Source organism: Paenibacillus antibioticophila, assembly GCF_000455265.1.
Lineage (GTDB): Bacteria > Bacillota > Bacilli > Paenibacillales > Paenibacillaceae > Fontibacillus > Fontibacillus antibioticophila.
Map to the genome: position 1 here is coordinate 2,140,350 of NZ_HG005139.1, position 26,951 is coordinate 2,167,300.

Genomic DNA, 26,951 nt, shown 5'->3' on the forward strand with positions numbered 1-26,951 from the left:
GTTTCAGCCGTTTTACAAATTTCGCTCAAAGATTCCCTGCACCATTCCCATGCCTCCGTCTCATCGGCATCCAAATAGGCAATTCCCGTTGTCACCAGCACTCTGTCACATTCCAGAAGCGACGCAGCTTCAATATGCCGGCGAAAATATTCGACACTTTGTTTGCGGTATTCCGGATCCGGATGGCTGATGCTGACCGGATAGACATACTGTTCTGGGGTCAAGCAGACAACTTTTAAGCCCTTTGATTTTATCTGTTGGTATAAACTTTTAACCTCTTGAATCGTAAAATAATCCAAATGAAAATGCGGTCCTGATGCCCATAACTCAATATTGCGGAAGCCCAACCGAGCTGCGGAATTCAAAAAATACTCTAGAGAATACCTTTTATAATGATAGTTTGCGGCCGCCACTTGCGAGATCTGTATCATACTAACGAAATCCCTCCTTCTTCTTTACTCCCCCTAAATTAAAACGCTTCCAATTAAAGTGGCCACAACGATAGAGATAACACTATTAATTAATCCCGGTAACATAAAACTGTGATTAAGTACAAACCTGCCGATTTTGGTCGTTCCAGCGGTATCAAATGAGATGGCGGCCAGGCACTGCGACGCGACTGGCAAAAAGTAGTTGGCATTGACGGCCATCCATGCTCCGATGATGATGTAAGGAGGCAAATCAAGAGCGATAGCAATCGGAATCATAATCAACGTCGTGGCTCCTTGGCTTGTGGTTAAAGCTGCGACGATGAACATGATCACGGCAAGCGACCATGGATGGCTATTTACGATAGTAGCAACATGTTCTTGAATAAAAGCGGTTTGTCCGTTGATGAAGGTACTGCTCATCCACGCGAGCCCAAAAGCACAAACCATCGCCAGCGCCCCTGCCCTGAATATCGGACCGTTAAGAATCGTTTCGATTGCCGGTCGACCAAAGATAATGATGAGCGTAGCGCAAACCAGCATAATAATCTCAATCGTATATGGCATGGATAAAATAGTAATCTCATCGCCCTGTACCCAGGATGGACGGAGATGGGTAAACAGCCCCATGATAACGATCGTCAGAACGCCCAGCAAAAAGAGAACAACCGAGACTTTCGCTCCTTTTGAGACCGCTTTTTCCTCTGCACTTTGTTCCGGTTTGACGATTAACCCTTCCGCCAACCTACGCAAGTATTCCGGATCTTCCTCCAGTTCTTTCCCCTTGCGAATCGTCAACAATGCACTTGCAACGATGCCTAAGAGTGTTGCAGGTATCACGATGGCCAAAATGGTTCCCAAACTCACACCAAGGGGAGCCATAAATCCGATCATAGCCGCGGTAGCCGCAGATACCGGCGAGCAGGTGATGGCCTGCTGGGAAGCGATGATACTGTTAGAAATCGGCCTTTCCGGTCTGATTTTATTGTCAATGGCCAGTTCATTGATGATTGGCAATAAGCTATAGACGACATGTCCCGTCCCCGACATGAACGTAAATAACCAGGAAATGATCGGAGCTATAATCGTAATATTTTTAGGCGACTTTTTGAGCATTTTTTCCGCCAGATGGACGAGAAAATGAAGCCCTCCCGAAGATTGCAGCGCGGAGGCCGCCAATACGACCGCCAAAATAATCAACATGACATCGATGGGAGGCGCCGCCGGTTTGACGTGAAAGATAAAGACAAAGATCGCCACACCCACGCCACCGAGCAAGCCCATAAATACATCGCCTTTTCTGGCGCCAAAGAATATGAGCAAAACAATAATTAACAGTTGAAACCAAAACATGAAGGTTCCCCCTCCTTATATGAATTTACCGACCTATCTAAACTAAGCAGCATTTGCCATCATAAATGAATACGCTTACAATCAGCCGGTTTAAGGTATATCTTTTGGTTTCGGAAGTTTCTTTATAGAATTGCTGTCCCATAGCCAAAAGCACCGTTGATTCGGCATATCTTCGCGGCGAATGCAGCCCCCTGCTCCATGCTTGCTTTGATTCTACGGAGCATCTCCTCATCCGAACCTGAGAACATGTTGCCGTCTTCCGAGCTTCTGATCATCCCTATAAGAAAAGCTGTTAAATAAGAATCGCCCGCTCCCATCGTATCCACGGTTTCCGTCAATTCAGCCTGCTGGTATATCCATTGATCTTTATAAAGCGCGTATGAGCCGTTTTCCCCCACCGTTCCTATCACCATTTGGGAGCCGAAGGTCTGGGCCTTCCGCATTTCTCTTTCTCGTTCGCTATCCGATAGATGACTGCAGGAAAGAAAGGAAATGTCCGCATGCCCGCATACTTGCTCTAAATACTCGTCATTCCAGCGCACCGAGAAATCAAAGGAGATCGGTACATTACTCTTTTTTAAGGTCTTCAAATCCCCCTCGATGTAGCTGTTAAGACTGGTATGAATCACGGAAAATTGTTCAATATAATTCAAGTCCTCTTCCGTAAAATCCCAAGCCTTTTCCTTCGCTATACCGCCCTTGTTCGATCCGAGAAATATACGGTCTCCGTTCTCCAATGTAACTCGCGCATACCCGTTCTCTCCTTCAAAGATCCGGCAATGACTATGCTCAATCTCCAACTTCTCCATCACCTGTTTGATATATTCGGCGACTTGATCATTGCCAAATTTCCCTATATAAGACGCTTGCATTTCGCACATTCTGGCATACGCGCAAAAGTTTAGGGCGTTGCCACCAGGGTACATCATACCCTGGTGGACATACTTGTCTACTACGTTGTCTCCAATGCCGATAACCTTATATTGTTTCATAAGAATAATCCCCTTCGAGGCTTCTAAATGTAGGTAAAATTAATATTCAACCTTCCACATATATCTGCGGGTTGTAAGCGGATGCTCTCTTTCCACCGCCAGAGCTTGGTTGTAAACCGGGTACACGTTGTTATACAGGGAGTGGTTGAAGTAATCGACCACGGAGCTGTCGATGGTGGACAAGCCCAAATCCTTGGCGTCTAATACTTCTACTCTCTTGGCATAACGGTTCAGGAACTTCAGCGCTCTTTCATCCAGGGGCCGTGTGCTTCCTTCAGAAATTTGAATGATAAACGGAATCTCGGCATCTGTAATCTCAAACGGTCCGTGGAAAAATTCGCCCGAATGAATGCTGGAGGAGTTGATCCACTGCATTTCCATGAAGATACAGATGCTTTCCATGTAGGCCGCCCCGTAACCGGCTCCGCTCGCCATGGTGTAAATGACGTTATCCTCTTTGTGATTTTTGGCGAACGTCAGCGCGCGTTTGGCCACATGTTTGCAAGCGTTTTTAACAATCTGATCAATTTTGGCCACGCCGTCGAGGAATTGATTATAATGCTCGTATCCCTCAGTTTGGTTCAATGCCTCTACCGCCGTCAACAGGGCTTTTATGGTTTTTTCACCAGCGATATCCTTGCCTTCGCCAAAGGTATATTTCACCACATAATCCGCATGCTCCGTAATTGGCGAATCCGTGAGCCAGGTTAACGCAATGACTGGAACGCCCGCCTTTTTGCCGATCTCGGCCGCTTTGACCGTTTCCGGCGTATTACCCTTATGGGAAGCTACCACCAGCACCGAATTTTCGCCAAATGATTTAGGCGTGTTGTATACAAACTCATTGCTGTTATACAGTCCTACTTTAATGTTCTTGGCCTCTTTTTCCAGAAAGGTTTTGGCCGGATAAAAAGCCCCATAAGAACCTCCGCATGCTACATAATAAATCTGCTTAATGCCTCCGACCTCTTGCTTCTCCGCTACAATTTCTCCAATAATCTGTTTTATGTCCATCTTCTTCTCCTTGTATGATACATTTTATTTTTTTCATCCCACACCGGTGATTTGTATTGGAATGTATTAATGAAATAGTAGCACATAGCAATACATAAAACAAGTACACTTTATTGCTTTTTTATGTTCATAACAAATTATCTTTGTTATAATATAGAGACGGATTGATAAAACAATATAATACAAAGTTTTTTTGGAGGTATAACCATGGTTGATCATTCTGAATCCGTGCCATTATATAAACAACTGCAAGATAAAATCCTGGACTCCATCCATAGCGGTATCCTTGCACCGGGGGACAAACTCCCCACGGAATTGGAATTAAGCGAAACGAACAATGTGAGCCGCGTGACGGTCCGCGCTGCTCTCGATTCACTTACCTCTGAAGGTTATTTAGTGCGAATTCCCGGAAAAGGTACGTTTATCACGAAAGAAAAGATCAGAAAGAACGTCACGGAGACGATTGGGTTTAGCGACACTTGCAAATTGCAAAACAAAATCCCTGGCGCAAAGGTCATTAAGTGCGTGATTGAAGAGGCTACGTTACCGGATCAGGAACATTTGGGCTTAAAACCCGGAGATAAAATCATTAACATCGAAAGAATCAGATATGCCGACAATATTCCTGTATCTGTGGAATACACCCGTCTTCCTTCTTCCTATTCTTTTTTGCTACAGGAGGATTTAAATCATAAATCTTTATACGAGATTTTAAGAAACAAGCACAAAATTTCATTTGGCATATCGCGAAAGTATATTGTGATGGAGTACGCCTCCTTCGATGTGGCCACCTATTTAAATATCGAGGAAGGCCATCCTCTGCTTTGCATCAGAAGTACCGTCAGCAGCCCGGACGGGCAAAAAATCCATCGTTCCAAACAATTGATATTAGGGGATAGATTTGAATTGATTGTTTAAACGGTTGTTCAAAAAAGTCATCTTTGATGGCGAAGTTGTGTTCTGTTACGGGTAAGCAATTGAGCCAATGAATAAAAAAAGCCCCGCTATTGTTAGCAGAGGAGCCGGATTAATATTTTCTTTTTCCAGTTTTGATTTATCATTACTCCAATTTCAGGTTTTCATGGTCTTGTAAATATGGTATCATTTGTATTTGAAAACCGGGTGCTGCTAACACCCGGCTATACAATTGGCTTGGATGGATATATCCCTTCAGTCAATTAGGGCACAAAAACCCACCTATGGCCGCGAAACCTTAGGGTGGGTTTTACTTTTTCTTGTAGTTATTCCCGATGTATGTTAAAGGAGCCAAGACAAATGTTGCGAATAGAATCATGATAGTAATTGCGTCTTTCAACTCCATGATCTCACCTCCTGTCGAAGGGAAACCATGCCCACCCAAGATTCAATTGTACTTCCTCATTTTACCATAATATCCCAATATTCAATACATTCTAAGATATGTGTTAAATAAACTTTTTCGTCCTTCATAATTGAATAGCCTCACTTAAGATAATATCTTTCATTTTCCAATGGATCGAATTCTCAGTTACTATCACAAAGATTTGTCCTCTTCAAATTCCACTAGAAAGTCAATATCACTATCCTCACGCTCTTCTCCGCGAGCTGCAGAACCAAACAAACTAATCTTTTTTGCACCATTTGATTTTGCAATACTAAGTCATGGTTCCTACCTCCTAGTAATTAAATAGCCTCTCGGCAATCGCCGAGACTTGTGGGATAAGGATTTCCTCGTCCCACCATACTTGCCTCCCTCCTACTTTCGTAGGGGGATTTTTTAATTCACCACATCTCGAATTGGAAAAAACATTTGAAAAATGTGGCTGCTTTTGCGAAAAAACACTTGACAAATCCTAAAATTCTCCAACCACCTTACCCAATGGCATCTTAATGCTTCTTCCTTTACATAACTTTTACGCTGACTTTACTCATCTGACATTGAATGTGTCAGTGACATAAATTACGCTTTTTTCAGGCCAGGCCCTGGTTCGGAAAAATGAGCGCTCTCCGGCACCTGGATGGTCTACAAAATAGCGAAAAGGAATGATGCATAAGTGTTTCGAAAGAAGGCTGGGTTAAAACGTGGGTATTCCGTTCTTGCAATAATGCTTATTATGGCTTTGCTGTTCGGTTGTTCAAGCCAGGCGGCCCCTGAGGCTAAGCAGGCTTCAAATCCAATTACCTTCTGGTATGACAAAACCGGGGTAGCGGGCGAAGCCATTGAACAAACAATCAACGGCTTCAAGCAAGCTCACCCGGAGCTTGAGGTAAACTCCGTCTATGTGGCTGACTTGACCGTTGGCGGCGGGCAAAAGCTGCTGTCGGCGATTGCCGGAGGAACAGGTCCTGATGTCGTCTTCTTCGATCGCTTCCAGATTGCCTCCTGGGCCCAGCAGGATGCGTTAACCGACCTCACGTCACTCATGGAGCAGGACGGGGTTGATTCCAGCCGCTTCTATCCGGCAGCATGGAATGAAGTCGTTGTGGACGGCAAGATATTTGGAATGCCTGTAACGACCGACGGGCGCGTGCTGTTTTATAATAAAGATCACTTTATGGAAGCGGGCCTGAACCCGGACAATCCCCCACGGACGATTAAAGAGCTGGAGCAAGCGGCGGCTCAATTGGACGACAAATCGGCAGACGACAATCGCGCGGCCTTCGTTCCTTGGGCCGGACAGGGCAATTTCTACACATGGGGCTGGACCTTCGGGGGCGAGTTTTACAATCTCGATAGCGGAGAAGTCACAGCCAACGACCCGAACATTGTCGCTGCGATGCAATGGATTCAGGATTATGCCAACGCTCATGATGTGACAAAATTCAGCGCGATTACGAGCAACGCCCAACTTGATCCGTTCGCCGCCGGTCAGATCAGTATGGAGGTGGGCAACAATCTGCTTGTATCGACGATTAAGAACAATAACCCTGATTTGAATTACGGCGTAACCCCTATTCCTGCCCCCGAAGGGCATGAATCTACGACATGGTCCGGCGGCTACAGCGTGGTGATCCCCCGGGGCGCCAAAAATGTGGAAGGCGGATTTGAGCTGGTGAAGTATTTTGCCGAAGACACAGCTCAGGAATTCATGGCGGGAGCTTATCTGTCCGTGGTACCCGAGGTGAATGAAAAGGTATTTGCCGATGATCCGGTCAGCCAGCAAATTTTGGGGTTGCTCGATATCGCACACTGGCGTCCGGTTATCTCGCAAGGACAGCTTCTGTGGAATGAGCTGCAAAGCGGTATGGAGACGGCCTATAACAATAAAGCGAAGCCCCAGGATATCCTGAACGATATTACGGCCAAGGTCAACGAGGCGCTGAAACAGGATCGGCAAAATTAAAGGGACGGATATGATGACACGCTTCCTGAAGAAAAATGCCGCCGGCTGGCTTTTTGCCTCACCATGGATTGCAGGCCTGTTGATTTTTTACCTTTACCCGTTGCTAAGCTCTATCTATTTAAGCTTCACCTCCTACAGTATTCTGAAACCCGGCAATTTTGTCGGGCTTCAGAATTACCGCCAGCTTATGGCGGATAAGGTATTTTGGCAGTCGGTAGCCAACACGCTTTATTTTGCCGCTGCCTTTGTCCCGCTCAGCATCGTCAGCAGCCTGATCCTGGCTCTTCTTTTGAATATGAACATTAAAGGGAGGACCATTTACCGAACACTGTTCTTTCTGCCGACGCTTGTTCCACTCATTGCCAAGGCGATCATTTGGACTTGGCTCTTGCATCCGCAATATGGTGCCGTCAACAATGTGCTTGCGGCGTGGGGCATCGAAGGACCGGCATGGTTGAACGACGAAAGCTGGTCCAAGCCTACTCTCGTTCTGATCGAGCTATGGAGCGTCGGGCAGATTATGACCATCCTTCTTGCCGGGCTGCAGACGATTTCGAGGGATTATTATGAAGCTGCCGAGGTTGACGGTGCCCGCTGGCACCGAAAGCTCTGGCATATTACACTGCCGCTGATGACTCCTGTTATTTTTTACAATCTGGTCATGGGAATCGTTGGCGCTCTGCAGGTATTCTCCCTCCCCTACAGCCTGACTGGCGGCAGCGGTTCTCCATCCCGCTCCTTGGTGTTCTATGTCATGTATCTCTATGATAACGGCTTTCTGTATCTCAAAATGGGCTACGCCTCAGCCATGGCCTGGATTCTGTTTGTCATTACGCTATTGCTGACGATAGTTATAACGGTTTCCTCTAGAAAATGGGTTCACTACCAAGGGGATTAAAGGAGGGATTTCATGAGCCACAACATTGGAAAGTTAATCCGGCGCGTCCCTGTCTATATCCTTCTGTTGAGCTGTCTGATCCTGTTTGTCGGGCCGTTTCTGTGGATTGTATCGACCTCCCTCAAACAGGATTCGCAGCTCTTCACGGATCCGTTAAGCCTGCTGCCTCATCCGTTGGTTTGGTCGAATTATCCGGACGCGATAGAACGAAGCTCGTTCTGGAATCTGCTTAAGAATACCATTGTGGTCACCTTCTTCACGACGCTTGGCGTTGTCGTGACCTGTCCGCTGGTGGCCTACAGTCTGGCCAAGCTTCGCTGGAAGGGCCGGAGCGTGTTGTTCGCCGTTACCGTCAGCGTCATGATGGTGCCGACCCAGGTTACGATGATTCCTGAATTTATTCTTTTTCACAAGCTGGGTTGGATCGGGACCATACTGCCTATCATTATTCAGCCTGTCTTCGGGGTACCGGTATATATATTTATGCTGCGCCAATTTTTTCTTGGACTGCCCACGGAGCTTCAGGAAGCGGCACGCATCGATGGGGCAAGCGAGCTGCGAATCTATGCGCAGATTATGCTTCCCGCCGCGTTGCCTGCCGTACTGTCCGCCGGTTTGTTCCAATTTATGAGCAGCTGGAATGACTTTCTCGGCCCGTTGCTGTACCTGAATGATCCCGCGCAATATACACTCTCGCTGGGACTGCAGCAGTTCCAGAGCGACGAAACCATGGAATGGAGCCTGCTGATGGCGGCGTCTATTTGTATGACGCTTCCGCTTGTCGTGCTTTATTTCTTGCTGCAAAAGACCTTTATTCAAGGAATTACGTTCACGGGGATAAAAGGTTAGCCGCGCCAAAAGACCATACGGAACAGGAGGAATCGCCGGTGAGAGCGCTGCAGCTCAAGAACAGTAACCTTCTCTATCTGCAAATGGCGGAAGAAATTATGGAGATCATCCGGGAACGGAACATTCAGCCCCATGAACCTGTTCCTTCCGAGGGTGAGCTTGCGAGACAATTTGGCGTCAGCCGGATGACCAGCAAGTTGGCCTTGAACCAGCTTGCCGAACAGGGCATCGTCTACAGACTGCCAAGAAGGGGGACCTTCCTGGCGGAATCCGCCGCCGTGGATCGCCAGGATCACCCTGCGGGGAAATCCCGCCCTGTTGCGGCCATTCCTCCACTGCCGGAGCAGAGCAGCCGCAAAATTGCCATCGTCCTGCCTCATTTGTCCGACTATACTTCCCGGATATTAACATCCGTTGATCGTGAAGCCAGAAAGCACGGCTGCGAAATCATGTTCCGAATGAGCTGCGACAGAGAAGACGAGGATCAATGCCTGAGTGAGTTGGTCGCGGGCGGCATTGACGGCATTATTTTGTTTCCGCAAGGTCGTAAAACGTGCAGCGACCAGGTGCTGAAGCTGAAGCTGGACAAATTTCCGCTCGTCATTATCGACCGGATTTTCCGTGAAATTCAGATTGACTGTGTGCATCATGATCATTTTAAAGGCTCGTACATGATGGCCAGGTATTTGATAGACAAAGGCCATCGACACATTGGATATATCACTACCCCTCCCAGCGGGGTCACAAGCCTGGAGGATCGCTATCAGGGATACATCCAGGCCCTGCTGGACCATGGCATAGCCGTCAATCACAGCCAGTTGCTGATCCGCAGCGAGGAGTGCGACCTCATGCAGCTCAAAAAGCTGCTTCCCGAACAGGTGGACTTCCTTCGGAACAATCCCGGGATGACAGCGGTGATGTGCGGGGATGATCACATCGCGGGTTCCGCCATGTACACAGCACTGCAGCTTGGCATATCCGTGCCGGATCAATTGTCCATCGTCGGCTTCAGTGATCAGTATTTGTCTCCCCTGCTTCCGGTTCCGATGACAACCGTCAGGCAGCCAACGACTCAATTGGCTCAGTCGGCATTCCATCTGTTGATGAAACGGATGAACAATTCTATGGAAAAGGAGCTAACGATCAAAATCGAAACAACGATCACAGAACGGGAGTCAGTGAAATCGCTCATCTGATTCTTTCGGAATAAACGCTATCGGAGGTTCTATTTTTAATGAAAATCCATTTTCTTGGAACAGCGGCGGCGGAGGGATATCCCAACGCGTTCTGCCGCTGCGGACACTGCCAAAAAGCGCGCGAGCTCGGGGGCAAAAACATCCGCACACGCAGCTCAGCGATTATTGACGATATTATAAAATTCGATTACTCACCGGATTCCTATATGCAGGCGCTCAGAGATCAGGTTGATATGGGAGCCATTCAGCATTTGCTCGTGACCCATACGCACACCGACCATTACAATCCATATGACCTGGACAGCCGGACGCCAGGCATCGCCCACGGGATTGATCATTTGCTTAATATTTGCGGCAACGATGCTGCCATGCATAAGAGCCGAATCGCTATCGGCCGCTTTATCGGGCAACGGTTTGCGCTGCATCTCATGCGACCGTTCCGCACCATAATCCTTGGAGATACGACTATCACACCGCTGCCTGCGGATCATGATCCCCTTGAAACCTGCCTGTTGTACTGCGTAGAGAGAAATCAGAAAAAACTGCTGTATGGGCATGATACCGGCTGGCTGCCTGAGGATACCTGGTCATGGCTCCAGGGCCGCCAGTTGGATTTTGCCATCCTTGACTGTACCAGCGCTTATACCGGCAGCACACGGGACCGCAATCACATGGGAGTGGAAACCATTCTGGAGACGCAGAAGAGGTTCCGGGCCGAGAACATCCTGAGAGCGGAGGGCCGCATGGCTGTGACCCATTTCAGCCATAACTCAGGACTAACACACGGGGAGCTGGAAGACATCTTTCGTCCGGTGGGCATTGAGCCAGCCTATGACGGATGGGTGACTTATATTTGACGAGGTAACAATAAACCCACCCTGGCTATTCGAAGCCTGGGGTGGGTTTACTTACATATTATGGTTCATGTATTTCTTTAGAATAATACCTCACTACAGCGTAACAATCGTTCGGCTTCCCTGTATAACCCGTGCCGTTCCAGTGCTTTTTGCAGCAGTTGCATGAGTTCAAAATTCATCACCGCCTGCTCCTGGCAGTCTCGAATGAATGAAAGCTCTCCCCCGAAATACCTCGTGCGGACCAAGGGATAGCTTGCTAGCCCGCAGCGTGAATGCGGTGTTATGTGACGTCCCCCCCTCAACTTCGAATATTCACATATTCAATAATTAATCTGATATTCTCTTATATCTATTTATAAATGTTTCCGATATCCCTCTACATTTTCCTCTTTGAACCCCAACGATTTATAAAAGGCGTGTGCCTCAACTCGTTGTCCACCAGATACAAATATTATGTAATAACAGTCTCTTTCTCTCGCTATTTGTTCAATTTTAATCATTAAATCTCTGCCTATACCCATTCTTCTAGCAGACTTAGCTACCACCACGTTCTCAATGACCATAAATGGCTTGCATTCACCAACTAAATCTTGACATACGATTCCCATCAGCGATCCGACGAGCTCATCATCCTGATATGCCCCTAGTACAATATAGTCCTTGTTATTTATTAAGTTAGAATATGTATTTATTAGTTTATTTATATTAGTGGGCTTATTTGTAAGTTCTTCATATAATATGGATAATTTTTGAATATCCAATAATTCTATATTCTTAATAGTTACCATAGTAATTCCTGCTTTCGTTTTTATGTTTTTAATGCAATTAAGGGGGGGGGTCATATAACGTTCTTGTATTCACGAATCCGAGAGGCTTAAGCGAACGGAGTGAGCGGGTCACCAGACTTAGACTCACAGGGTTGTCTTCTGAAACCGCTTCTGAAAGTGCCTCTGCAAGCCAAGGGCCGAATGGCCCGCTGCGTGAATACGGTGTTAGGCGAAGTCAGTCCTTTCTGAATAGCCTTCAATCGTCACTAATATTGTATTTATTATGTCATTTGTACTTAATTCATCCGTTATTATCTTCTCCTTAAATTTTTGGTCTTTAAAAGCATTTATACATTTTTCTATCTGCTGAAATTGCCAGCCGCCAACTATATCTCCTCGATTTGTTAAGCGTTTCTTTAATGTATCCTCATTAGCAATCAAACAAAAATGATATAACTCCTCATCTAATTCCCTAAACCCCTTTGTGATATATTCATAATTTGTTGTTTTGTATATGGTCATTGGCACAATTAAATGTTTCTTGTACTTTCTTTTTACTTCCCTGGCTATTTGAACTGTAAGGATCCTCCAAAGTTCAATATCTTGAAAGTCATCGGTACGTTCGTTGTCATGTCTTGCTTCTTCAGAGATAAGTTTTCTTAGCATATATCCAATTTCTTCGGGATCAAAAATCATACTATTCGGAACCATTGTTTGTAGCTTATAAGCTGTTGTAGTCTTTCCGGAGCCGAAAGCTCCATTAATCATAATTATCATTTAGATCTCCTGTTCTCGACTGATTTCACCTAAAGTCCTTGTATTCACGAACCAAAAAGCCTTAAGTGACCGAAGGGAACCGGCCACGATACGGTTAGGTGGTGCGGGTGTGTCCGGTTGAATCTACTTCCCTGCTGCTGAACTGCCTCTCTGAATTCACTTCTAGCTTCGTGCCGGATGGAGGGCTAATGCCCGATGTGTGAACACGGTGTTATCTGATGCCGGTGTCCTCTTCGAGAAGCTTCCATAACTCATCCAGGTGTATTTGATGTTATAATGGTTATAATTAGTTCTTGAAAGGAGTATCTGTTATGGCCATTAATAAAGAACGATTTAATGAATTACTGGATCGGTTATCTGATAAAGACCTCGAACTGGTTTCTGAATTAATGGAACGTCTTTCCCAAAAAAAATCACCTCACAGAGAAGTCCCACTTGATGATGAGCCCACTACTCAAGATGATCTAGATGCCATTAATAAAGCCAAAGAAGCATACTTAAAAGGTGAATTGATTAACTTTAAGGATGTTGAACATGAACTACGAAGTTAAGTTCCTTAAAGATGCCTACAAAAATCTTCAAAAACAAGATTCTACTACACGTAATCGGATTCTGGATCATCTGAAAATTCTATCCGATGATCCTAGGCATCCTGAACTTGATATCAAGAAGATGCAAGGTGTTGAAAATCAATATCGACTTCGAGTAGGATCCTTTAGAATTGTCTATTCAATAATAGATAAAGAGTTAATCATTATAGTTATTAAGCTAGGATCACGAGGAGATATTTACAAATCTTAGTGGCACTTGGGTCTCAAGTGTCTTTTTATTGTTTTACACCGGTTTCAGATAACGTTCTTGTATTCACGAACCCTCACGGCTTAAGGGCGCCAGCCCGCAGCGTGAATGCGGTGTTATGTGATGGTGATGCCTTCCTGATTAACTCTCAAATACCTTACTTTTATGTGGTTCTAATATCTGATCTATAAAGTATTCCTTGAGAAAGTCTTTAGTTGTAATGGGGAATTGATATGTATTTGTTAGCTCATCCGACTGAGTTTGTTTAATCCTTTCAATTGGTAACCACTCAATTCCGATTTGTCCGATATCAGCCTGTGGGCTAAGGAAAAAATTAGTCGAATTAATGTTGCATTCATATATGAATTCTACTGCATGTACTTCCTTCATAATAAAAAAGAGTATTCGTGATTCTTAGATAGGTACTGCTAGTACAAACTAATTTGTAATCCAATATATTTACCCCAAGTTCTTCTAGGCACTCACGCTTTAAAGTCTGATCCAATGTTTCACCTGGCTCCTGTGCACCTCCTGGCAAGGTAAAATAGACACCTATTTCGGGACGTTCTTTCTTAATTGCGAGCAACATTTCGTCCTGGACTATCAATGCCCGGACTGTATTTCTAATCATCTCGAATTACCCCCGTGAGTAGATTTATTAGATTTGCAGCACTTTCACATAACGTTCCCGCATTCACGAACCCGAGAACCTTAAGCCCCCAACGGGGGCGGCCGCGACGCGGTTAGGTTCGCAAGGTTGTCGCCTGAATCCACTCCCCGAAATGCCTCTGGCGACCCAGGGCCGTAAGGCCCGCCGCGTGAATGCATTGTTATGTGAAGGTTCGGTCTCCTTGAGTTGCTTACATGTTCTTCAATTTATTAAAAATGTCTCTTCCTATAAAATTTGAACTGATTGGTTCTATTCCTAATTCCCTTGCCCAAATTGATAATTGTCCAATATGATGAACTTCATGAACCAATATATGTCTAAAGATTTCGCCTTTTCTAAATGATTCTTCCATCCAAGAAGGTTCTACCCTGTCATTCTCCAAGTTATCGTTCCATTGATTTATATATTCTTTGATTTCAACTCTTAACTGATTAGATAATTCTAAAACTTCTGGAAGATCCTTGTATTCATCTAAATTTATCGAAATATCTGGCTTTTTATTCATTGCCCTGATCCAGCTATATTCAACATCTATAATATGCAATAATGTCTTTATAATCGTCCCAAGCCCTGCATTTCGGTCTTTAAACAATTCCTCTTTTGACAAGCTACTAAAAGCTTTTATATATTCATCCCGAACTTCCCAGTTATACAAAATGAGACTTTTCATGGCTTCGCCCCTTAAATCTTTCAGATTTTTATTTAGAACTACCGAACTTTCACATAACGTTTCTGTATCTACGAACCCGAGAGGCTTAAGGGAGCGCACGCGATCGGGTCCGACGGACTTAGCCTCGCAGGTGTTGTCTGCTGAGTTTCATCTGCGAAATGCCTCTTGCAGACCAAGGGCCGAAAGGCACGCAGCGTAGATACGATGTTATCGGATGTTCTTGCCTTCTTCGAATTACTAAACTAAGTCCTTCAATTCATAATAAGCGTCTCTAAGCCATGGATGAATAACTCTAAGGTTATCTTGCTGTTTCCATAAAAAATCAATATATTCGAATGCTGCATCGTTCAAAGAATGATCTAGTTTCTGCGTAATCTGAAATAAATATGGAGGTTCCCCAATTTGGTCCCATTCAATCTTATCTGCAACAAACAAAACCTTGTCTAAAATAGTTGAATTTTTCTTTAGTGTCGTATGACATCCAACTGCATCAAGAATTTCCTGATCCATAATATTAAATATATCTCTGGCCATTTCTTTAGATATCTTCTGATGAATTATCAATGGAAAAGCCTCTTCTTCAGACAGTACTTCAATACCTAGATCATAGGAAACTTGAATCCTTACATCGTCAGAATAAACTGCACTTATATCATGTAAATATCCAGCTATTTCAGCTGAATCTGCATTAGCATTAAATCTTTCTGCTATCTTTCTTGCCTCTTTCCCCACCCTGACACAATGCTCCGCAGTTTTAGGGCAACCATTGTTCACTAAAAAATTATATATGTCATCCTTGAGATTTCCAGATAAAGTATTTATAACAAGATTATTATATACTAACTTCATAAGCCCTCCTAAAACGTATTAACCGCACGCAAGAATTTCCGATAACGTTCTTGTATTCACGAACCCTCACTGGCTTAAGGGGCGCTAGCCCCGGGTCCGCTGGACTTAGCCAGTGCAGGGTTGTCTGCTGGTTCCACTCCCTCGCAAAACCTCGGGCAAACCAAGGGCTGTCAGGCCCGCAGCGTGAATGTAGTGTTATCGGATGGATACGCCTTCTTGGAATAAACTTCTCAAAAATCACTTAATAATCTGTTTAAAAGCCTTCCACAGTCAGTTTGAACTCCTTGTTTGTCGAGCATTCAATTCTCATTGACTTATGGTTCTTTTCAAACCTTTTTTCTCATAATAGCAACGTTACCTTGTTCCGCCACTTTACTGAATCCGGCTTTTTCAAATAGCCGGGCCGGGCCGATGAAATCGAAAGTTTCACGTTGGAGGCGTAGGTGAGGATACCCCTCAATTACATCAAAGCCTTTTGCCTTCGCATCCTCGCACACATGAGTAAGCAAAGCGGTGGCAATACCTTTACCGCGATAATTCGGAGCAATCTCAAAGCATAACACAGACTTAATCCTCTTATTGGGACTATCTTTATACGCATTTCTGATCTCTTCACCGATACCAAGTGTCGTATAATTTTCCTTATCGTTAGCATTACACCAACCGATAGATACGCCACTTTCAAGTGCCAAGTAACCCTGCAAATCACCGTTAAAAATTTGCTGTTCAGCAATTTTTCGGAGCGTCGACTTGAAACTAGGTATGTCGCGAGGCATGACTCCAGGGTTTGCCTCAATTAATCCGAATAGTTCAGTTTTCTCCTGCTCCATAGTCATTTGAGGTCGGCAACAGAAGCACGGCTGCATAGGAGAATTGTCAGTAAACGCTCGATTGTCGAAAAAATCAAAAAAGTCTTCGGAAAGAGCCGGGGTGAGAGGTTTGATTTCAAGCTTCATAATGGTTATCCTCCTGCGTTCAATTATTATATAATCCCATGAACTTAAAGCGCTTAATCTTGATTTTGTAATATTACTGTACTGCGTATCTTTCCGATAACGTCTACTGTATTCACGACCCCGGCGAAGCCGGGGTGTCCGGCTGCATCAACCTCCCTGTATATGTATAGCCGCTCCGAATTCACTTCTAGCTCCGGCCGGACCAAGGGCGCACGCCCGACGCGTGAATATGATGTTATGGGTTGTTCGTAGCGGGGCTACTTCGACTGTTCGTTCGGCTCAAATCCAGTCAGTTCCCTATCGGGAACGGTCCATTGTATCTTCGAATAAGCCATCTACATTTCAATTAGTCAGTTTCCGGAGGAAACGTTCTTCCTCCTCAGCTTGACCGCCCTAACCCATTCATGAACCGTAAAGGATTCTACCTCTTCCTTCTTGTAGCTCTTTATACTCTTTAGGCTCTTTCCCCGCTATGGATTTCCTATAACGTTATTGTATTCATGAACCTTCACTGGCTTAAGGGGCGCAAGCCCCGGGTCCGACGGACTTAGCCAGTGCAGGGTTGTCTGCTGATTCCGCTTCCTTGATATGCCCCTTTGCAGACCAAGGCCCCGTTAGGGGCAGCAGCGTGAATACTATGTTATAGGATGTTCCGGCCTTCTTCGAGCTACTTCTTAATTTTCATATAAGGTTGTATAGTGTGTTTATTCAGGTCTTTGCATTTTGATTTTCGGGTTTTCATCGTCTTGTAGATATGGTATCATTTGTATAAGAAAAACCGAGTGCTACGAACACTCGGCTATACAATTGGCTTGGATGGTTTATTCCCTTTTAAGTTACAGACAATAAAAACCCACCTCTGGCGCTAACCTTAGGGTGGGTTTTTACTTTCTCTTGTTGTTATTCCCGATGTATGTTAAAAGTGCAAGAATAAACATTCCAAATAGGAACATAATTTGGATTGCATCTTTAACTTCCATGGTCTCACCCCCTTTCGAAGGGAAACCATGCCCACCCAAGATTCAATTGTACTTCCTTATTCTACCACACATAGCCAGTTCTAGATAGAATGTTTGTTCGGGTTTCATGATTTATATGTAGTTTGCCGGAATTTCCTATAACGTTCAGGCATTCACGAACCCTCACCGGCTTAAGCGCGTAGCGCGGGTCGTCAGACTTAGCCGGTGCAGGGTTGTCCGCTGATATCGCTTCTCCGAAAATCCATCTCGCGGACCGAGGGGCGAATGCCCCGATGCGTGAATGCGGTGTTATATGATGTCCTGGCCATCCTCGAAATCAATAACATTATTATCTTTTAGCCGGATGATTTGAGTTCTTAAATCGTCCACTTTGTATTTGTTTATTAAGTTTTTCAAGAGCATCAATTCCGGATGTATCTCCTTCGATAATCTTATCAAAAAGTTTCCCCATTACATCAGTCTGTTTGTTCTTCTCATATAGTTCTGCTTGTTTGTCTATTTCTATTTTTATTTTTTCTATCTCTCTAAAAGACTGTTCACGTATCTTCTCAATTTCTGAGTTTTGTTGTTCCCTCAGTTTTTGAATTTCAAGCGTCTGTTGTTCTTTTACTTTTAATAGTTCGGTCTTTGATTGATGTCTTGCCCCTAAATAAGATAACAATGAAGTTAGTATTGGAACTACAATAGCTACAATGATAGCTTCCATCGAATAAGTCTCCTCCTCTATTATTTATTAATTAATTTGTTGCCAGGATTTCATATAACGTTCATGCATTCACGACGTCACAGCGGCTTAAGGCAGCTTGTCTGCCGGGTGGCGGCTACGCCACTTAGCCGGTGGGATGTGTCCACCTGCTACCTCTCCCCCGAAATACCTCGTGCGGATCAAGGAATAGCTTGCTGGCCCGCAGCGTGAATGCGGTGTTATGTGACGTCCCCCTCAACTTCGAATATTCACATAATTCAATAATCAATCTAATATTCTCTTATATTTATTTATAAATGTTTCCGATATCCCTCTACATTTTCCTCTTTGAACCCCAACGATTTATAAAAGGCGTGTGCCTCAACTCGTTGTTCACCAGATACAAATATTATGTAATAACAGTCTCTTTCTCTCGCTATTTGTTCAATTTTAATCATTAAATCTCTGCCTATACCCATTCTTCTAGCAGACTTAGCTACCACCACGTTCTCAATGACCATAAATGGCTTGCATTCACCAACTAAATCTTGACATACGATTCCCATCAGCGATCCGACGAGTTCATCATCCTGATATGCCCCTAATACAATATAGTCCTTGTTGTTTATTAAGTTAGAATATGCATTTATTAGTTTATTTATATTAGTGGGCTTATTTGTAAGTTCTTCATATAATATAGATAATTTTTGAATATCCAATAATTCGATATTCTTAATAGTTATCATAGTAATTCCTGCTTTCGTTTTTATGTTTTTAATGCAATTAGGATGTCATATAACTCACATATTCACGCATTACACAAACCCATATAATACAAACAGTATCTACGCCCCATCCGTTACTTTCTATATACATTCTACCCTACCATATGAATGGAATAATATGACGAAAAACAATAATATTTACTCGCAATAAATTCTTTCTTCAGGTAAGCCTATAACCAAGCGAACCAAAGCTATGGCTCCTAGCTTTTCCTGCCTGACTCTCTTCCAGAAACCCTCCACTTTATCACCAGCCTTCCACTCCGTTATATAATGAAATAATAACGATATAATTCCTTCCCTAAGAGGTGATCATTTCAATGAGCACATATAGAACCTCCGAACTCGCCCACATGGTCGGAATCCATCCCAACACAGTTAGGCTATATGAAGAGCTCCACCTGATCCCTAGACCTGAAAGGAAAAGCAATGGTTATCGCGTCTTTACCGCGCTGCATGTCGAGCAGATCAAGCTGGTGAAGCTCGCGCTACAGGTTGAGATTGTGCAGAACGGACTGCGGAAGCAGGCGATGGAGATTATCAAGACATCGGCTTCCAGCAACTTCAGCAAAGCGATCAGCCTGGCGGAGCAATATTTGCAGCAAATTAAAGAGGAACAGTCCCGCGCGGAAGAAGCCATATCCATCGTCGAAAAGCTCTTATCCAGAAAAGACGACACACAAGCAACGGACAGCACGGTGGCGTTAACAAGAAAGGAAGCAGCCGATTTGATGCGAATCTCTATGGATGCCCTAAGAAACTGGGAGCTGAACGGTCTGCTGACAGTAACGCGTAAACATAATGGATATCGCATGTACTCCAATGACGATTTACACCGCTTGAAAATCATCCGCTGCCTGCGTTGCGCCAACTACTCTTTAGCATCCATTTTGCGCATGCTAAACACCCTCTCCCTGAATCCGGACGCAGATATCCGCGAAATCATCAACACCCCGGGAGAGAGCGATGACATCATCTCGGTCTGCGACAAACTACTCACGTCCCTACAGAACGCAGAACAGAACGCGCTGACGATACTCGCTCGACTAGAGTTCATGAACAAAAATTTTTCCGCAAACCCTCCACTTTAACACCAGACTCTGTTCTGGTGTTATTTTTTTATTGCACATCAATACAGGAGGGATATTTTGTGGAAACGACCTTACAAGTAGTAGGCTTATGCAAGTCCTACGGCCAGGTCAAGGCCGTGAACGACATTAACATGGTGGTGAAGCGCGGGGAAGTGTTCGGACTGCTTGGCGCCAACGGAGCAGGCAAAAGTACGACAATCGAGTGCATTCTAGGCACAAAGAAGAAGGATCGCGGCACGGTGTCCATTCTCGGCATGGATGTCCACAAGGATCGCAAGAAGCTGTTCGCAAGGGTCGGCGTTCAGTTTCAGGAGGCCAACTATCAGGATAAAATCAGAGTTTCCGAGCTATGCGAAGTTACGGCCTCCCTATATAAAGACGCTCGGGACTATGCGGGGCTATTGCAGCAGTTCGGACTTATGGACAAGGTGAAAAATCTGGTCAGCGAGCTGTCCGGCGGCGAAAAGCAGCGCCTGTTTATCGTACTGGCGCTCATTCCGAACCCGGAGGTCGTGTTTTTGGACGAGTTGACAACCGGTTTGGATGCCAGAGCACGGCGGGATGTGTGGAGATGCCTCTCCGACCTGAAGGCCAAGGGCCTGACGATTCTGTTGACCTCTCACTTTATGGACGAGGTAGAAGCGCTGTGCGACAACATCATGATTTTGAAGCAAGGGGAGAGCATTTTCTGCGGTACGGTACAGGAAGCCGTTGAAGCCAGTCCCTATGACAAATTTGAGGATGCATATCTTTGGTATACGGACAAGGAGGGGTATGAATATGCGGTCATTTAAAGCCCTGCTAATATCGGAAAGCAAGCTCTCCCTGCGCGGGATGGACATGGTCATCTTCGCCATTTGCATGCCTATCGTGGTATTGATCGTCTTAGGAGTTATCTTTGGAAATAAACCCGCTTTTGAGGGAGCCGAGTATACGTTCGTCGATCAATCCTTTGGAGCCGTCGCGACCATTGCAATTTGTGCCGGCGGGGTCATGGGACTCCCGCTGGTCATATCCGAATATCGGAGTCGAAAAATACTCAAGCGATTCAAGGTGACACCTACGAGCCCTGCCCTGATTCTGGCCGTGCAGGTGGTGAATTACGCGCTTTATTCCATCGTATCGCTCATTCTCGTATTTGTGACGGCCGCCCTCTTTTTTGACTATCAATTGCAGGGATCCTGGCTTCATTTTCTGGGAGCGTATCTTCTGATTATGCTGTCAATATTCAGCATCGGGGTCATGGTCGGCGGTCTCGCGCCAAACCCGAAAATTGCCGGAGTCATCGCCAGTCTCCTGTATTTTCCGATGCTCATCTTCTCGGGTACGACGCTACCGTACGAAGTGATGCCTGCGGCACTGCAAAAAATCGCCGATGTTCTGCCTTTAACGCAAGGCATCAAACTGCTGAAAGCAGCCTCGCTTGGGTTGCCGTTGGACATCGTGCTGCTTCCCATCATCATCATGATTACAGTAGCCATAGTCTGTACCGCCATTGCTCTGCGTTTCTTCAAATGGGAATAGGGATGACGATAAAAAGCCTGCTGCCGGTTCACGGCAGCAGGCTTGATACACTTACTTCCCTTCCTGGCGCTGATTAAAGCTTTCCTCCAGGAGTTCTTCAAGCGGACGATAATTTCCGCCCCAATATTCGTATGTCCTCATTCCCTCTTGTATTTTCTAGTTAACCTTCTGATAACTTTGTGTTTATTAAAGCGTCAAGTTAAACCTCGAAGTCGGCTGCAGCTGACTTGAAAGCAACGGACTTTGATACCTGGAATAAGGCTGCGTATAAGCGGTGCCCCCCATCCCGGTACCGAGCAGCAACGGCATTAAGGAGAGGGAACTGCTGTTCATTCCGTTGAAGCTGCCGAAGGGGGACAGATTGGAGGATAACATGAACAAAGGCAGAAGATTTGCCAAATTACCGGAAGACAACCCGCTACTTTGCATTGGGGAAGGGTACAACATCCCCGTGAGAAGCGGTGCCAAATATTGATTGAAGGATCTCCCTGCCCCCGTCTCCGTCGTGGTGGTTTGCTTTCCCGTTCCTCCAATGGTTGGAGAATGATAGATACATGTACAATGCTCCAAAGATCCAATTTGCATAATAACCATCCTTTCTAATATAGATTAAATGAATTCGTTAAAAAGACTATGTTTATAGTCTATTGAAGCATATTAATGCATTCACTCGCCATAACGAGCAAAAGCATCAATACACTTTCATCCTCTCCAACAGCTCCAGGCTTGCTACATCGCTCATCATTTTTTTGCCGCTGCTGAACCCCCAATATTTGATCGGACGATACGGATAGTGCAGCATCAATAACACATTGCCGGACGAAAGACCTTGTTCGCGAAGGGTTGCTCGAATAGGACGAACATCGACTTGTATGGGCCGCGGCCGTTCCTCGGACTCGATCAGCAAGTGCAGCCGATTCCAGGCATGCTGAAGAGGATCCGCTTCAAATGGCGATTGATATACGAGCCGAACAGGCGAGTCGCCGACAGCGCTCCCAGTCCTTCCGATCATCTGAGCGGTCATCCTGTTGATCACATCTGTATCCCGCGGATTGGCTCCTTCCTCCAGCCAATAGGCATACAGCATCGGTGTTTGCTCCTGGCGAAGCAGGCCATAGAGATTACTGGAGGGCAGCAGGACGAACGCCAGCATAAAAGCCGCGCTGATTTCCAACAAGATACGCCAGGGCCGCCGGAGATTAGCTTTTCCATACGACCGTTTGAGGAAGGCTGACACATGGCCGATACGGTGTCTGATTCCGGATGCCCCGGTCAACAACGGGAGTCCCGGCCCGCCGCTAAGTGATCCGCCACCGTTAAGCTCCCCCTGACGAACAAGCAGCAAGCCGTAGTTCAATCCCTCTTCACGCTCCAGTTGACGCAACACCCGCCAATCACAGCGGATTTCCAAATCCTCTTCAAATCGCTTAAGCGCCAGCCGAATCAAGGGGTTGAACCAATGAACGAGCCGCAGAAAGCGGGCCAGCAGGAACATGAGTATATCCTTCTGCTTATAATGCCATAGCTCATGGAGCAAAATGAGTCTCAGTTCATCTTTCCCGTAGAGTGTCATGCTCTCATAAGGCAACAGAATCACAGGACGAAACCAGCCATGCAAGGCCGGATAAGGAAGGGCCGAGCGCATCAGCCGAACCTGCCTGCGAACCTTGACCTCCTTACAGCAATCCTCCAGCAAAAGATCCAATTCATCGCTTTTAAAAGGCACAGACATTGCAATCCATCTTCGGATGCCGCGGCTTTTCCAGTGCTGCCAGCACCACACGCCCGCTGCCCCTGTGATCCAGAGGATCGCCATGACCGTTTGCGACTGCATCATGCCGGTTTGAGCCTGCAGAGAACTTACAAGCTCCTGCTTCACCGCAGGCATCGGCACTTGCAGCTCCTGCCCGTTCTGATACATTCTCATTGGGCTGTAAGCCATCCATTCCTTTTCCTGCGGAAGTAAATGATCTCGGAGCCCGTTCCATACCTTTCCCGCTTCAATCACCATTTTGCCTGCGCCGTACCGGGTATCATACAGATACGGATCCGTCCAGTTCTCCAGACTGACTATTCCTGACCAGGAAATGGGCAGCAGAAGCTTCAAAAGGAGAATTGCCCATAGCCAGCACATGATCCGGGGACCCAGCTTCTTGGATCCAAAGCGGCGGATCAGAAGCAGTAGAACCGCGATAACCGTACCGGCTAGCGTTAGCTCCAATCCTTTCAGAAAAAGCATGGACAACAGCATCGTCACCCCATTCATTCCTCCTCGGCACTGGAGTTAAGCATCCGCCGGAGCTTCTCTGCCTCCGCTGCGGACAATTTCCCGTCCTGTAAAAATCCTGCCAGCAGGGAACTGCGGTCGCCCCCATAGTATAGATGAAGAAATTGCTGCCTCTCCTGTTGCAAATACTGCTCTTCATCAACCAGCGGCGTATAGTAGTAAATTCGGCTGTCCTGCGCATCGACTTCATAACCGACAAACCCCTTCGCCACCAGGTTTCGCAAGAGGGTCTTCACAGTACGGAAATGCCAATCGGAATGCTTCGCAACCTGATCAACGACCCTGCTGGCCGGACAACGCCCTTCTCTCCACAGCACATTCATCACCACAAGCTCGGACCGGCTAATGCTCTTCTCTTTTCCTTTCAGAAAATCCCCTCCCTGTATTCACGTCCCTGTCTGTTTTATCGGCATCTCATTAGACTATGTTTATAGTCTTTTATAAATCTCCTCCCCTGACAAAATAAAACGGCCTTCATCCCACCCAAAATCAGGACGAAAGCCGCCTTACTCATATAGGTTCATATACATTCCCTTCAAAACCGAAACCGATCCGCTCGCTCCGAAGGTCCGTGCACCGACTCGACATTCTGATAGGCTTGGTATTTACGCAATCCGGTGTAGACAAGCGCCAGCAGGATCCATCCGCCGATCAGCAGTGTCCAGGACCAGGGATTTCTGTATCCGGCAATCGGCAGAAAGACGGGATCTGCACCTTTACGCCCGAACAGTTCCTTCAAAGCGGCCTCGCCTTGCTCAAGCGAACGGCTGAGCGAAGCGTCATCCGCCGAGTTATCCTTGCTGATTTGACCCATGTAAGAGAGCCAGGAATCAAATTTATTCACTTCCGACGGCTGACGGCTGATGATCAGGGCAGGACGAACGATATCATAATGCGATTGCAGGGACAGAAAATATTCCCGCAGCACGGTTCGCTTTCCTTCCGCCCTGCTCTTGGTCATTCCAGCCAAATCGTCGGCTAGGACTTTATAATATTGCACCCATAGCGCCTTGTCCTGATGGGCGAGACTATTCACGGCGAGCCGCAGCTTGGCGGATGATCTTGCCCATGCTTCCGGATCTACGTTCACTTCCGCAAGTGTCCCGCGCGTATCCATAATCACTTCCGCCAGCGCATGAATTCCTTCGACGGAAGTCAAGCCTTGAAAAGACAGCCCCTCCAGCGAATCAATAAGCAACTCCATCTGCTTAGGGGCATCGGTCAGGTTAATATCCTGCATATCCCGGTACAATTTCTCGGTAATTTGCTCAAATTGCGCCAGCTTCTGCTCCCGCTCATTCCCTTTTGGCAAAGCGGTATTGTTCCCCTCTGCATGTGCAATAGCCGGACTCAGCCAGACGGCAAGCAGCAATAAACAGCATAGCAATAACAGAAGCCGCCGGTTTAACGCCAGTATTTTCACGGACAATCCCTCCTTTACCACATGGTATGGCGGGTTGTCCCTGCATAGAACCAATTTTGTCCGTGATGATAGACATAATGTCAAGGCAGACAGAAATTATGCGGATTCCGGCTGCGGCTCCGGCGCTCCGTTTCGTCGCCCGTATTTCAAGGCGAGCCAACCGGCACCTATGCTTGCCAGCGTTAACAGCACGGTGAATACGGCGACAGCCGGGACATAGTCCCACAATGGTCTGGGCAGCCAAGGATAGACGCCAAAACCGTAATCGACAGTATCATTAAGCAAGGTCCAGGCTCCGGCAATGACGAGCATAACAGACCGCAAGCTGAACAGCCGGACGAACAGCAGGGCTTCAACAGCCATCGCCAAATGGGATGCTACAAGCATCCAATCCTGCCACACCAGCGAATCTCCCATGGCCGCACCAGCAAAGATCATGCTTACCGCCCAGATCCCGTACTTCACGCTAGTTACGACCGCCAAGCCCTCAATCAAGCCGCGCAGAAAGCGGAACCGGCCTAATAGGTTCGGCAACAGCAGGAACAGTAGAGATACGGTAAAAAATAAACTGGCAGTCGGGCTGTCCGGAACGAAGATAAGTTGCCACATTGGATGGTTGTCCCAGGTATAACGAAGCTGGGACTCATACCAGACATAACCGTAGATCGTGCCAAGCAGATTGCACACGAACAACGTCCACAGAATCGGGCGCGAAGCCAGAAAAGAACGGCTCCAGAAAAATGACAGCTTCAAGATGTATTCCTCTTTCCTTATATAAATGAAAAACCTGACCGTTACCGATCAGGTTTTCTGTTCCTTCTATTCTACTGCTTCCGCCTTTTGCTTCGCAAGCCATTCGGCTAAATGATCGACATCCTCGTCGGTTAAGCCTGCATTCATCGCCGCCGTATACATCTCCGGCATCTTCCCGTTGTACCCTTCCTTGATTATGGCAAGGATAGCTTCTTTATCATGCTTGTCACCGATACCCCTCAGTGAAGGGCCGCCCGAGCCCTTCAGGTCTGCGCCATGGCAGCTGATACAAGTTGCCTTGGTATAGAACTCCATTGCCGGATCATCCTTATCAACAATGGCGATCTCGGCCTGCGGCTCACTGCCTGCCGGAGGAAGTCCGGCGAGGCGATTCTCAAGCGCCTGCTCCTCACGCTGGATATGCTCGGGCTCAACGCCCGCTTTTTCCAATTCGTGCTTATAGTGCGTCCATGCAAAATTCGTCAAATAAACGAGGGATGCCAGAGACAGGAACATCAGCGCTGAAGCAATCGGCCGCTTATAGAAGCGGCGTTCCTTGCTGGTATCCAGGAACGGAGCCAGCAGCAAAGCACCGAATGCAACCGTCGGAATACCTATCGTTCCTAAGATAACATAGTTGCCTGAGGCATACGGATATTTCAAATATTGATACAGAAACAGGAAGTACCAGTCCGGCATCGGAATGACCGAAGCGCTCGGGTCCGCAGGGAATCCTAACGGCGCCGGCTCCGAAATGGTCAACACGAGAAATCCGACAAGCACCACGACGCCGACCATCCACTCCTTGAGCAGAAAGTTCGGAATAAATGCCTCGGATTTGCCGGGATAAGCCGTATAATCAGGAGGCGTAACGAATCCGTTGCCCCTTCTGACCCGGGAATCGCCGACGAATACAACCTTTTCCTGCTTGGACTTGTCATTATGAGCCATATTTATTGCCTCCCTTCTCTTCTAGAGGTTGAACACGCACTTCTATCGTTCTAAGTCCATACTTCCCGAATACAAGGG

The 26,951-nt window shown here is 46.3% G+C and carries 32 protein-coding genes; 11 read left to right on the plus strand and 21 right to left on the minus strand.

The window, feature by feature from the left end; all coding sequences use genetic code 11:
* The 4 genes from TX85_RS27535 to TX85_RS09850 all read right to left on the minus strand — a co-directional run.
* Positions 1 to 431, minus strand: a 431-nt coding sequence (locus TX85_RS27535) for a sugar phosphate isomerase/epimerase family protein (protein WP_233500677.1), incomplete at its 3' end; no start/stop codon positions are given.
* Between the two features lie 33 nt (positions 432 to 464).
* Complete coding sequence (locus TX85_RS09840) at positions 465 to 1,781, minus strand: anaerobic C4-dicarboxylate transporter family protein (RefSeq protein WP_044478952.1); 1,317 nt, start codon at positions 1,779 to 1,781, stop codon at positions 465 to 467.
* Between the two features lie 122 nt (positions 1,782 to 1,903).
* The gene (locus TX85_RS09845) at positions 1,904 to 2,773 is read right to left on the minus strand and encodes a fructoselysine 6-kinase (protein ID WP_044478953.1); all 870 of its coding nucleotides are present in this window, start codon (positions 2,771 to 2,773) and stop codon (positions 1,904 to 1,906) included.
* A gap of 39 nt (positions 2,774 to 2,812) precedes the next feature.
* Positions 2,813 to 3,787, minus strand: coding sequence for an SIS domain-containing protein (locus tag TX85_RS09850; RefSeq protein WP_044478954.1), 975 nt, complete (start codon positions 3,785 to 3,787; stop codon positions 2,813 to 2,815).
* Positions 3,788 to 3,994: 207 nt separating this feature from the next.
* Between TX85_RS09850 and TX85_RS09855 the strand changes: the two genes are divergently transcribed.
* A complete protein-coding gene (locus tag TX85_RS09855; RefSeq protein ID WP_044478955.1) occupies positions 3,995 to 4,705 on the plus strand; it encodes a GntR family transcriptional regulator in 711 nt (236 codons plus the stop codon).
* Between the two features lie 307 nt (positions 4,706 to 5,012).
* On the opposite strand, the gene TX85_RS27540 is transcribed toward TX85_RS09855, so the two are convergent.
* Together TX85_RS27540 and TX85_RS25835 are read right to left on the minus strand one after the other, a co-directional pair.
* Complete coding sequence (locus TX85_RS27540; protein ID WP_222860707.1) at positions 5,013 to 5,108, minus strand: putative holin-like toxin; 96 nt, start codon at positions 5,106 to 5,108, stop codon at positions 5,013 to 5,015.
* A gap of 192 nt (positions 5,109 to 5,300) precedes the next feature.
* The gene (locus tag TX85_RS25835) at positions 5,301 to 5,420 is read right to left on the minus strand and encodes a nucleotidyltransferase family protein (protein ID WP_081671687.1); all 120 of its coding nucleotides are present in this window, start codon (positions 5,418 to 5,420) and stop codon (positions 5,301 to 5,303) included.
* Between the two features lie 451 nt (positions 5,421 to 5,871).
* Here TX85_RS25835 and TX85_RS09860 point away from each other — a divergent pair, with 451 nt between their 5' ends.
* The 5 genes from TX85_RS09860 to TX85_RS09880 are packed head-to-tail and all read left to right on the plus strand — an operon-like array spanning position 5,872 to position 10,910.
* On the plus strand, positions 5,872 to 7,110 hold the full coding sequence (locus TX85_RS09860) for an ABC transporter substrate-binding protein (protein ID WP_044479957.1): 1,239 nt from the start codon (positions 5,872 to 5,874) through the stop codon (positions 7,108 to 7,110).
* A gap of 10 nt (positions 7,111 to 7,120) precedes the next feature.
* Positions 7,121 to 8,008: a carbohydrate ABC transporter permease gene (locus TX85_RS09865; RefSeq protein WP_101781130.1), complete on the plus strand. Its 888-nt coding sequence runs from the start codon at positions 7,121 to 7,123 to the stop codon at positions 8,006 to 8,008.
* A gap of 12 nt (positions 8,009 to 8,020) precedes the next feature.
* Positions 8,021 to 8,857: a carbohydrate ABC transporter permease gene (locus TX85_RS09870; protein WP_044478957.1), complete on the plus strand. Its 837-nt coding sequence runs from the start codon at positions 8,021 to 8,023 to the stop codon at positions 8,855 to 8,857.
* A gap of 38 nt (positions 8,858 to 8,895) precedes the next feature.
* The gene (locus TX85_RS09875) at positions 8,896 to 10,053 is read left to right on the plus strand and encodes a GntR family transcriptional regulator (RefSeq protein ID WP_044478958.1); all 1,158 of its coding nucleotides are present in this window, start codon (positions 8,896 to 8,898) and stop codon (positions 10,051 to 10,053) included.
* Between the two features lie 38 nt (positions 10,054 to 10,091).
* Positions 10,092 to 10,910, plus strand: coding sequence for an MBL fold metallo-hydrolase (locus TX85_RS09880; RefSeq protein ID WP_044478959.1), 819 nt, complete (start codon positions 10,092 to 10,094; stop codon positions 10,908 to 10,910).
* A gap of 353 nt (positions 10,911 to 11,263) precedes the next feature.
* On the opposite strand, the gene TX85_RS09885 is transcribed toward TX85_RS09880, so the two are convergent.
* Entirely contained in the window at positions 11,264 to 11,698 is a 435-nt protein-coding gene (locus tag TX85_RS09885) for a GNAT family N-acetyltransferase (protein WP_044478960.1), read from the minus strand.
* A 204-nt stretch (positions 11,699 to 11,902) separates the two neighbouring features.
* A complete protein-coding gene (locus tag TX85_RS09890) occupies positions 11,903 to 12,454 on the minus strand; it encodes an AAA family ATPase (RefSeq protein ID WP_044478961.1) in 552 nt (183 codons plus the stop codon).
* Between the two features lie 311 nt (positions 12,455 to 12,765).
* On the opposite strand from TX85_RS09890, the gene TX85_RS09895 reads away from it, so the two are divergent.
* Positions 12,766 to 13,005, plus strand: coding sequence for a hypothetical protein (locus TX85_RS09895; RefSeq protein ID WP_044478962.1), 240 nt, complete (start codon positions 12,766 to 12,768; stop codon positions 13,003 to 13,005).
* Positions 12,989 to 13,255, plus strand: a complete 267-nt coding sequence (locus tag TX85_RS09900; RefSeq protein ID WP_044478963.1) for a type II toxin-antitoxin system RelE family toxin — start codon at positions 12,989 to 12,991, stop codon at positions 13,253 to 13,255. The genes TX85_RS09895 and TX85_RS09900 overlap by 17 nt, the downstream gene beginning before the upstream one ends.
* Before the next feature lie 352 nt (positions 13,256 to 13,607).
* Here TX85_RS09900 and TX85_RS28185 read toward each other — a convergent pair whose 3' ends face one another.
* The 7 genes from TX85_RS28185 to TX85_RS09930 form a co-directional block, all read right to left on the minus strand.
* Complete coding sequence (locus tag TX85_RS28185) at positions 13,608 to 13,883, minus strand: NUDIX domain-containing protein (protein WP_049894894.1); 276 nt, start codon at positions 13,881 to 13,883, stop codon at positions 13,608 to 13,610.
* 229 nt (positions 13,884 to 14,112) lie between these two features.
* Positions 14,113 to 14,592, minus strand: coding sequence for a DinB family protein (locus TX85_RS09910; RefSeq protein WP_044478964.1), 480 nt, complete (start codon positions 14,590 to 14,592; stop codon positions 14,113 to 14,115).
* A gap of 237 nt (positions 14,593 to 14,829) precedes the next feature.
* Positions 14,830 to 15,441, minus strand: coding sequence for an HD domain-containing protein (locus TX85_RS09915; RefSeq protein WP_044478965.1), 612 nt, complete (start codon positions 15,439 to 15,441; stop codon positions 14,830 to 14,832).
* Between the two features lie 326 nt (positions 15,442 to 15,767).
* Positions 15,768 to 16,397 (minus strand): GNAT family N-acetyltransferase, encoded by a 630-nt coding sequence (locus TX85_RS09920; RefSeq protein WP_044478966.1) that lies wholly within the window; start codon positions 16,395 to 16,397, stop codon positions 15,768 to 15,770.
* An 884-nt stretch (positions 16,398 to 17,281) separates the two neighbouring features.
* The gene (comI, locus tag TX85_RS25840) at positions 17,282 to 17,377 is read right to left on the minus strand and encodes a competence inhibitor ComI (protein WP_071784179.1); all 96 of its coding nucleotides are present in this window, start codon (positions 17,375 to 17,377) and stop codon (positions 17,282 to 17,284) included.
* 328 nt (positions 17,378 to 17,705) lie between these two features.
* A complete protein-coding gene (locus TX85_RS09925; protein WP_044478967.1) occupies positions 17,706 to 18,083 on the minus strand; it encodes a hypothetical protein in 378 nt (125 codons plus the stop codon).
* A gap of 290 nt (positions 18,084 to 18,373) precedes the next feature.
* On the minus strand, positions 18,374 to 18,808 hold the full coding sequence (locus TX85_RS09930) for a GNAT family N-acetyltransferase (protein WP_044478968.1): 435 nt from the start codon (positions 18,806 to 18,808) through the stop codon (positions 18,374 to 18,376).
* Positions 18,809 to 19,164: 356 nt separating this feature from the next.
* Between TX85_RS09930 and TX85_RS09935 the strand changes: the two genes are divergently transcribed.
* Genes TX85_RS09935 through TX85_RS09945 form a run of 3 tightly spaced genes read left to right on the plus strand, consistent with a single transcriptional unit; the run spans position 19,165 to position 21,459 of the window.
* Complete coding sequence (locus tag TX85_RS09935; protein WP_044478969.1) at positions 19,165 to 19,935, plus strand: MerR family transcriptional regulator; 771 nt, start codon at positions 19,165 to 19,167, stop codon at positions 19,933 to 19,935.
* A 59-nt stretch (positions 19,936 to 19,994) separates the two neighbouring features.
* A complete protein-coding gene (locus TX85_RS09940; protein ID WP_044478970.1) occupies positions 19,995 to 20,729 on the plus strand; it encodes an ABC transporter ATP-binding protein in 735 nt (244 codons plus the stop codon).
* On the plus strand, positions 20,716 to 21,459 hold the full coding sequence (locus TX85_RS09945; protein ID WP_044478971.1) for an ABC transporter permease: 744 nt from the start codon (positions 20,716 to 20,718) through the stop codon (positions 21,457 to 21,459). Before TX85_RS09940 ends, TX85_RS09945 begins: the two co-directional genes overlap by 14 nt.
* A gap of 186 nt (positions 21,460 to 21,645) precedes the next feature.
* Here the strand turns inward: TX85_RS09945 and TX85_RS09950 are convergent, their stop codons facing one another.
* The 6 genes from TX85_RS09950 to TX85_RS09975 all read right to left on the minus strand — a co-directional run bounded on the left by TX85_RS09950 (position 21,646) and on the right by TX85_RS09975 (position 26,873).
* Positions 21,646 to 22,044 carry a hypothetical protein gene (locus TX85_RS09950; RefSeq protein WP_044478973.1) on the minus strand — a complete coding sequence of 133 codons (399 nt, stop codon included), beginning with the start codon at positions 22,042 to 22,044 and terminating at the stop codon, positions 21,646 to 21,648.
* Positions 22,045 to 22,150: 106 nt separating this feature from the next.
* Entirely contained in the window at positions 22,151 to 23,710 is a 1,560-nt protein-coding gene (locus tag TX85_RS25845; protein WP_233500739.1) for a M56 family metallopeptidase, read from the minus strand.
* Positions 23,711 to 23,721: 11 nt separating this feature from the next.
* Positions 23,722 to 24,132 (minus strand): BlaI/MecI/CopY family transcriptional regulator, encoded by a 411-nt coding sequence (locus TX85_RS09960; protein WP_316244893.1) that lies wholly within the window; start codon positions 24,130 to 24,132, stop codon positions 23,722 to 23,724.
* 149 nt (positions 24,133 to 24,281) lie between these two features.
* Positions 24,282 to 25,169: a sporulation protein YpjB gene (locus TX85_RS09965; RefSeq protein WP_101781131.1), complete on the minus strand. Its 888-nt coding sequence runs from the start codon at positions 25,167 to 25,169 to the stop codon at positions 24,282 to 24,284.
* A gap of 96 nt (positions 25,170 to 25,265) precedes the next feature.
* Positions 25,266 to 25,922, minus strand: a complete 657-nt coding sequence (locus tag TX85_RS09970; protein WP_044478975.1) for a DUF1405 domain-containing protein — start codon at positions 25,920 to 25,922, stop codon at positions 25,266 to 25,268.
* 66 nt (positions 25,923 to 25,988) lie between these two features.
* On the minus strand, positions 25,989 to 26,873 hold the full coding sequence (locus TX85_RS09975) for a menaquinol-cytochrome c reductase cytochrome b/c subunit (protein WP_044478977.1): 885 nt from the start codon (positions 26,871 to 26,873) through the stop codon (positions 25,989 to 25,991).
* Positions 26,874 to 26,951 lie beyond the last annotated feature (78 nt).

Coding starts and splice junctions, on each gene's coding strand:
- TX85_RS09840 (WP_044478952.1), bottom strand. CDS start 1,781: ATGTTTTGGTTTCAACTGTTAATTATTGTTTTGCTCATATTCTTTGGC.
- TX85_RS09845 (WP_044478953.1), bottom strand. CDS start 2,773: ATGAAACAATATAAGGTTATCGGCATTGGAGACAACGTAGTAGACAAG.
- TX85_RS09850 (WP_044478954.1), bottom strand. CDS start 3,787: ATGGACATAAAACAGATTATTGGAGAAATTGTAGCGGAGAAGCAAGAG.
- TX85_RS09855 (WP_044478955.1), top strand. CDS start 3,995: ATGGTTGATCATTCTGAATCCGTGCCATTATATAAACAACTGCAAGAT.
- TX85_RS27540 (WP_222860707.1), bottom strand. CDS start 5,108: ATGGAGTTGAAAGACGCAATTACTATCATGATTCTATTCGCAACATTT.
- TX85_RS09860 (WP_044479957.1), top strand. CDS start 5,872: ATGCTTATTATGGCTTTGCTGTTCGGTTGTTCAAGCCAGGCGGCCCCT.
- TX85_RS09865 (WP_101781130.1), top strand. CDS start 7,121: ATGATGACACGCTTCCTGAAGAAAAATGCCGCCGGCTGGCTTTTTGCC.
- TX85_RS09870 (WP_044478957.1), top strand. CDS start 8,021: ATGAGCCACAACATTGGAAAGTTAATCCGGCGCGTCCCTGTCTATATC.
- TX85_RS09880 (WP_044478959.1), top strand. CDS start 10,092: ATGAAAATCCATTTTCTTGGAACAGCGGCGGCGGAGGGATATCCCAAC.
- TX85_RS09885 (WP_044478960.1), bottom strand. CDS start 11,698: ATGGTAACTATTAAGAATATAGAATTATTGGATATTCAAAAATTATCC.
- TX85_RS09890 (WP_044478961.1), bottom strand. CDS start 12,454: ATGATAATTATGATTAATGGAGCTTTCGGCTCCGGAAAGACTACAACA.
- TX85_RS09895 (WP_044478962.1), top strand. CDS start 12,766: ATGGCCATTAATAAAGAACGATTTAATGAATTACTGGATCGGTTATCT.
- TX85_RS09900 (WP_044478963.1), top strand. CDS start 12,989: ATGAACTACGAAGTTAAGTTCCTTAAAGATGCCTACAAAAATCTTCAA.
- TX85_RS28185 (WP_049894894.1), bottom strand. CDS start 13,883: ATGATTAGAAATACAGTCCGGGCATTGATAGTCCAGGACGAAATGTTG.
- TX85_RS09910 (WP_044478964.1), bottom strand. CDS start 14,592: ATGAAAAGTCTCATTTTGTATAACTGGGAAGTTCGGGATGAATATATA.
- TX85_RS09915 (WP_044478965.1), bottom strand. CDS start 15,441: ATGAAGTTAGTATATAATAATCTTGTTATAAATACTTTATCTGGAAAT.
- TX85_RS09920 (WP_044478966.1), bottom strand. CDS start 16,397: ATGAAGCTTGAAATCAAACCTCTCACCCCGGCTCTTTCCGAAGACTTT.
- comI (WP_071784179.1), bottom strand. CDS start 17,377: ATGGAAGTTAAAGATGCAATCCAAATTATGTTCCTATTTGGAATGTTT.
- TX85_RS09925 (WP_044478967.1), bottom strand. CDS start 18,083: ATGGAAGCTATCATTGTAGCTATTGTAGTTCCAATACTAACTTCATTG.
- TX85_RS09930 (WP_044478968.1), bottom strand. CDS start 18,808: ATGATAACTATTAAGAATATCGAATTATTGGATATTCAAAAATTATCT.
- TX85_RS09935 (WP_044478969.1), top strand. CDS start 19,165: ATGAGCACATATAGAACCTCCGAACTCGCCCACATGGTCGGAATCCAT.
- TX85_RS09945 (WP_044478971.1), top strand. CDS start 20,716: ATGCGGTCATTTAAAGCCCTGCTAATATCGGAAAGCAAGCTCTCCCTG.
- TX85_RS09950 (WP_044478973.1), bottom strand. CDS start 22,044: ATGCAAATTGGATCTTTGGAGCATTGTACATGTATCTATCATTCTCCA.
- TX85_RS25845 (WP_233500739.1), bottom strand. CDS start 23,710: ATGCTGTTGTCCATGCTTTTTCTGAAAGGATTGGAGCTAACGCTAGCC.
- TX85_RS09975 (WP_044478977.1), bottom strand. CDS start 26,873: ATGGCTCATAATGACAAGTCCAAGCAGGAAAAGGTTGTATTCGTCGGC.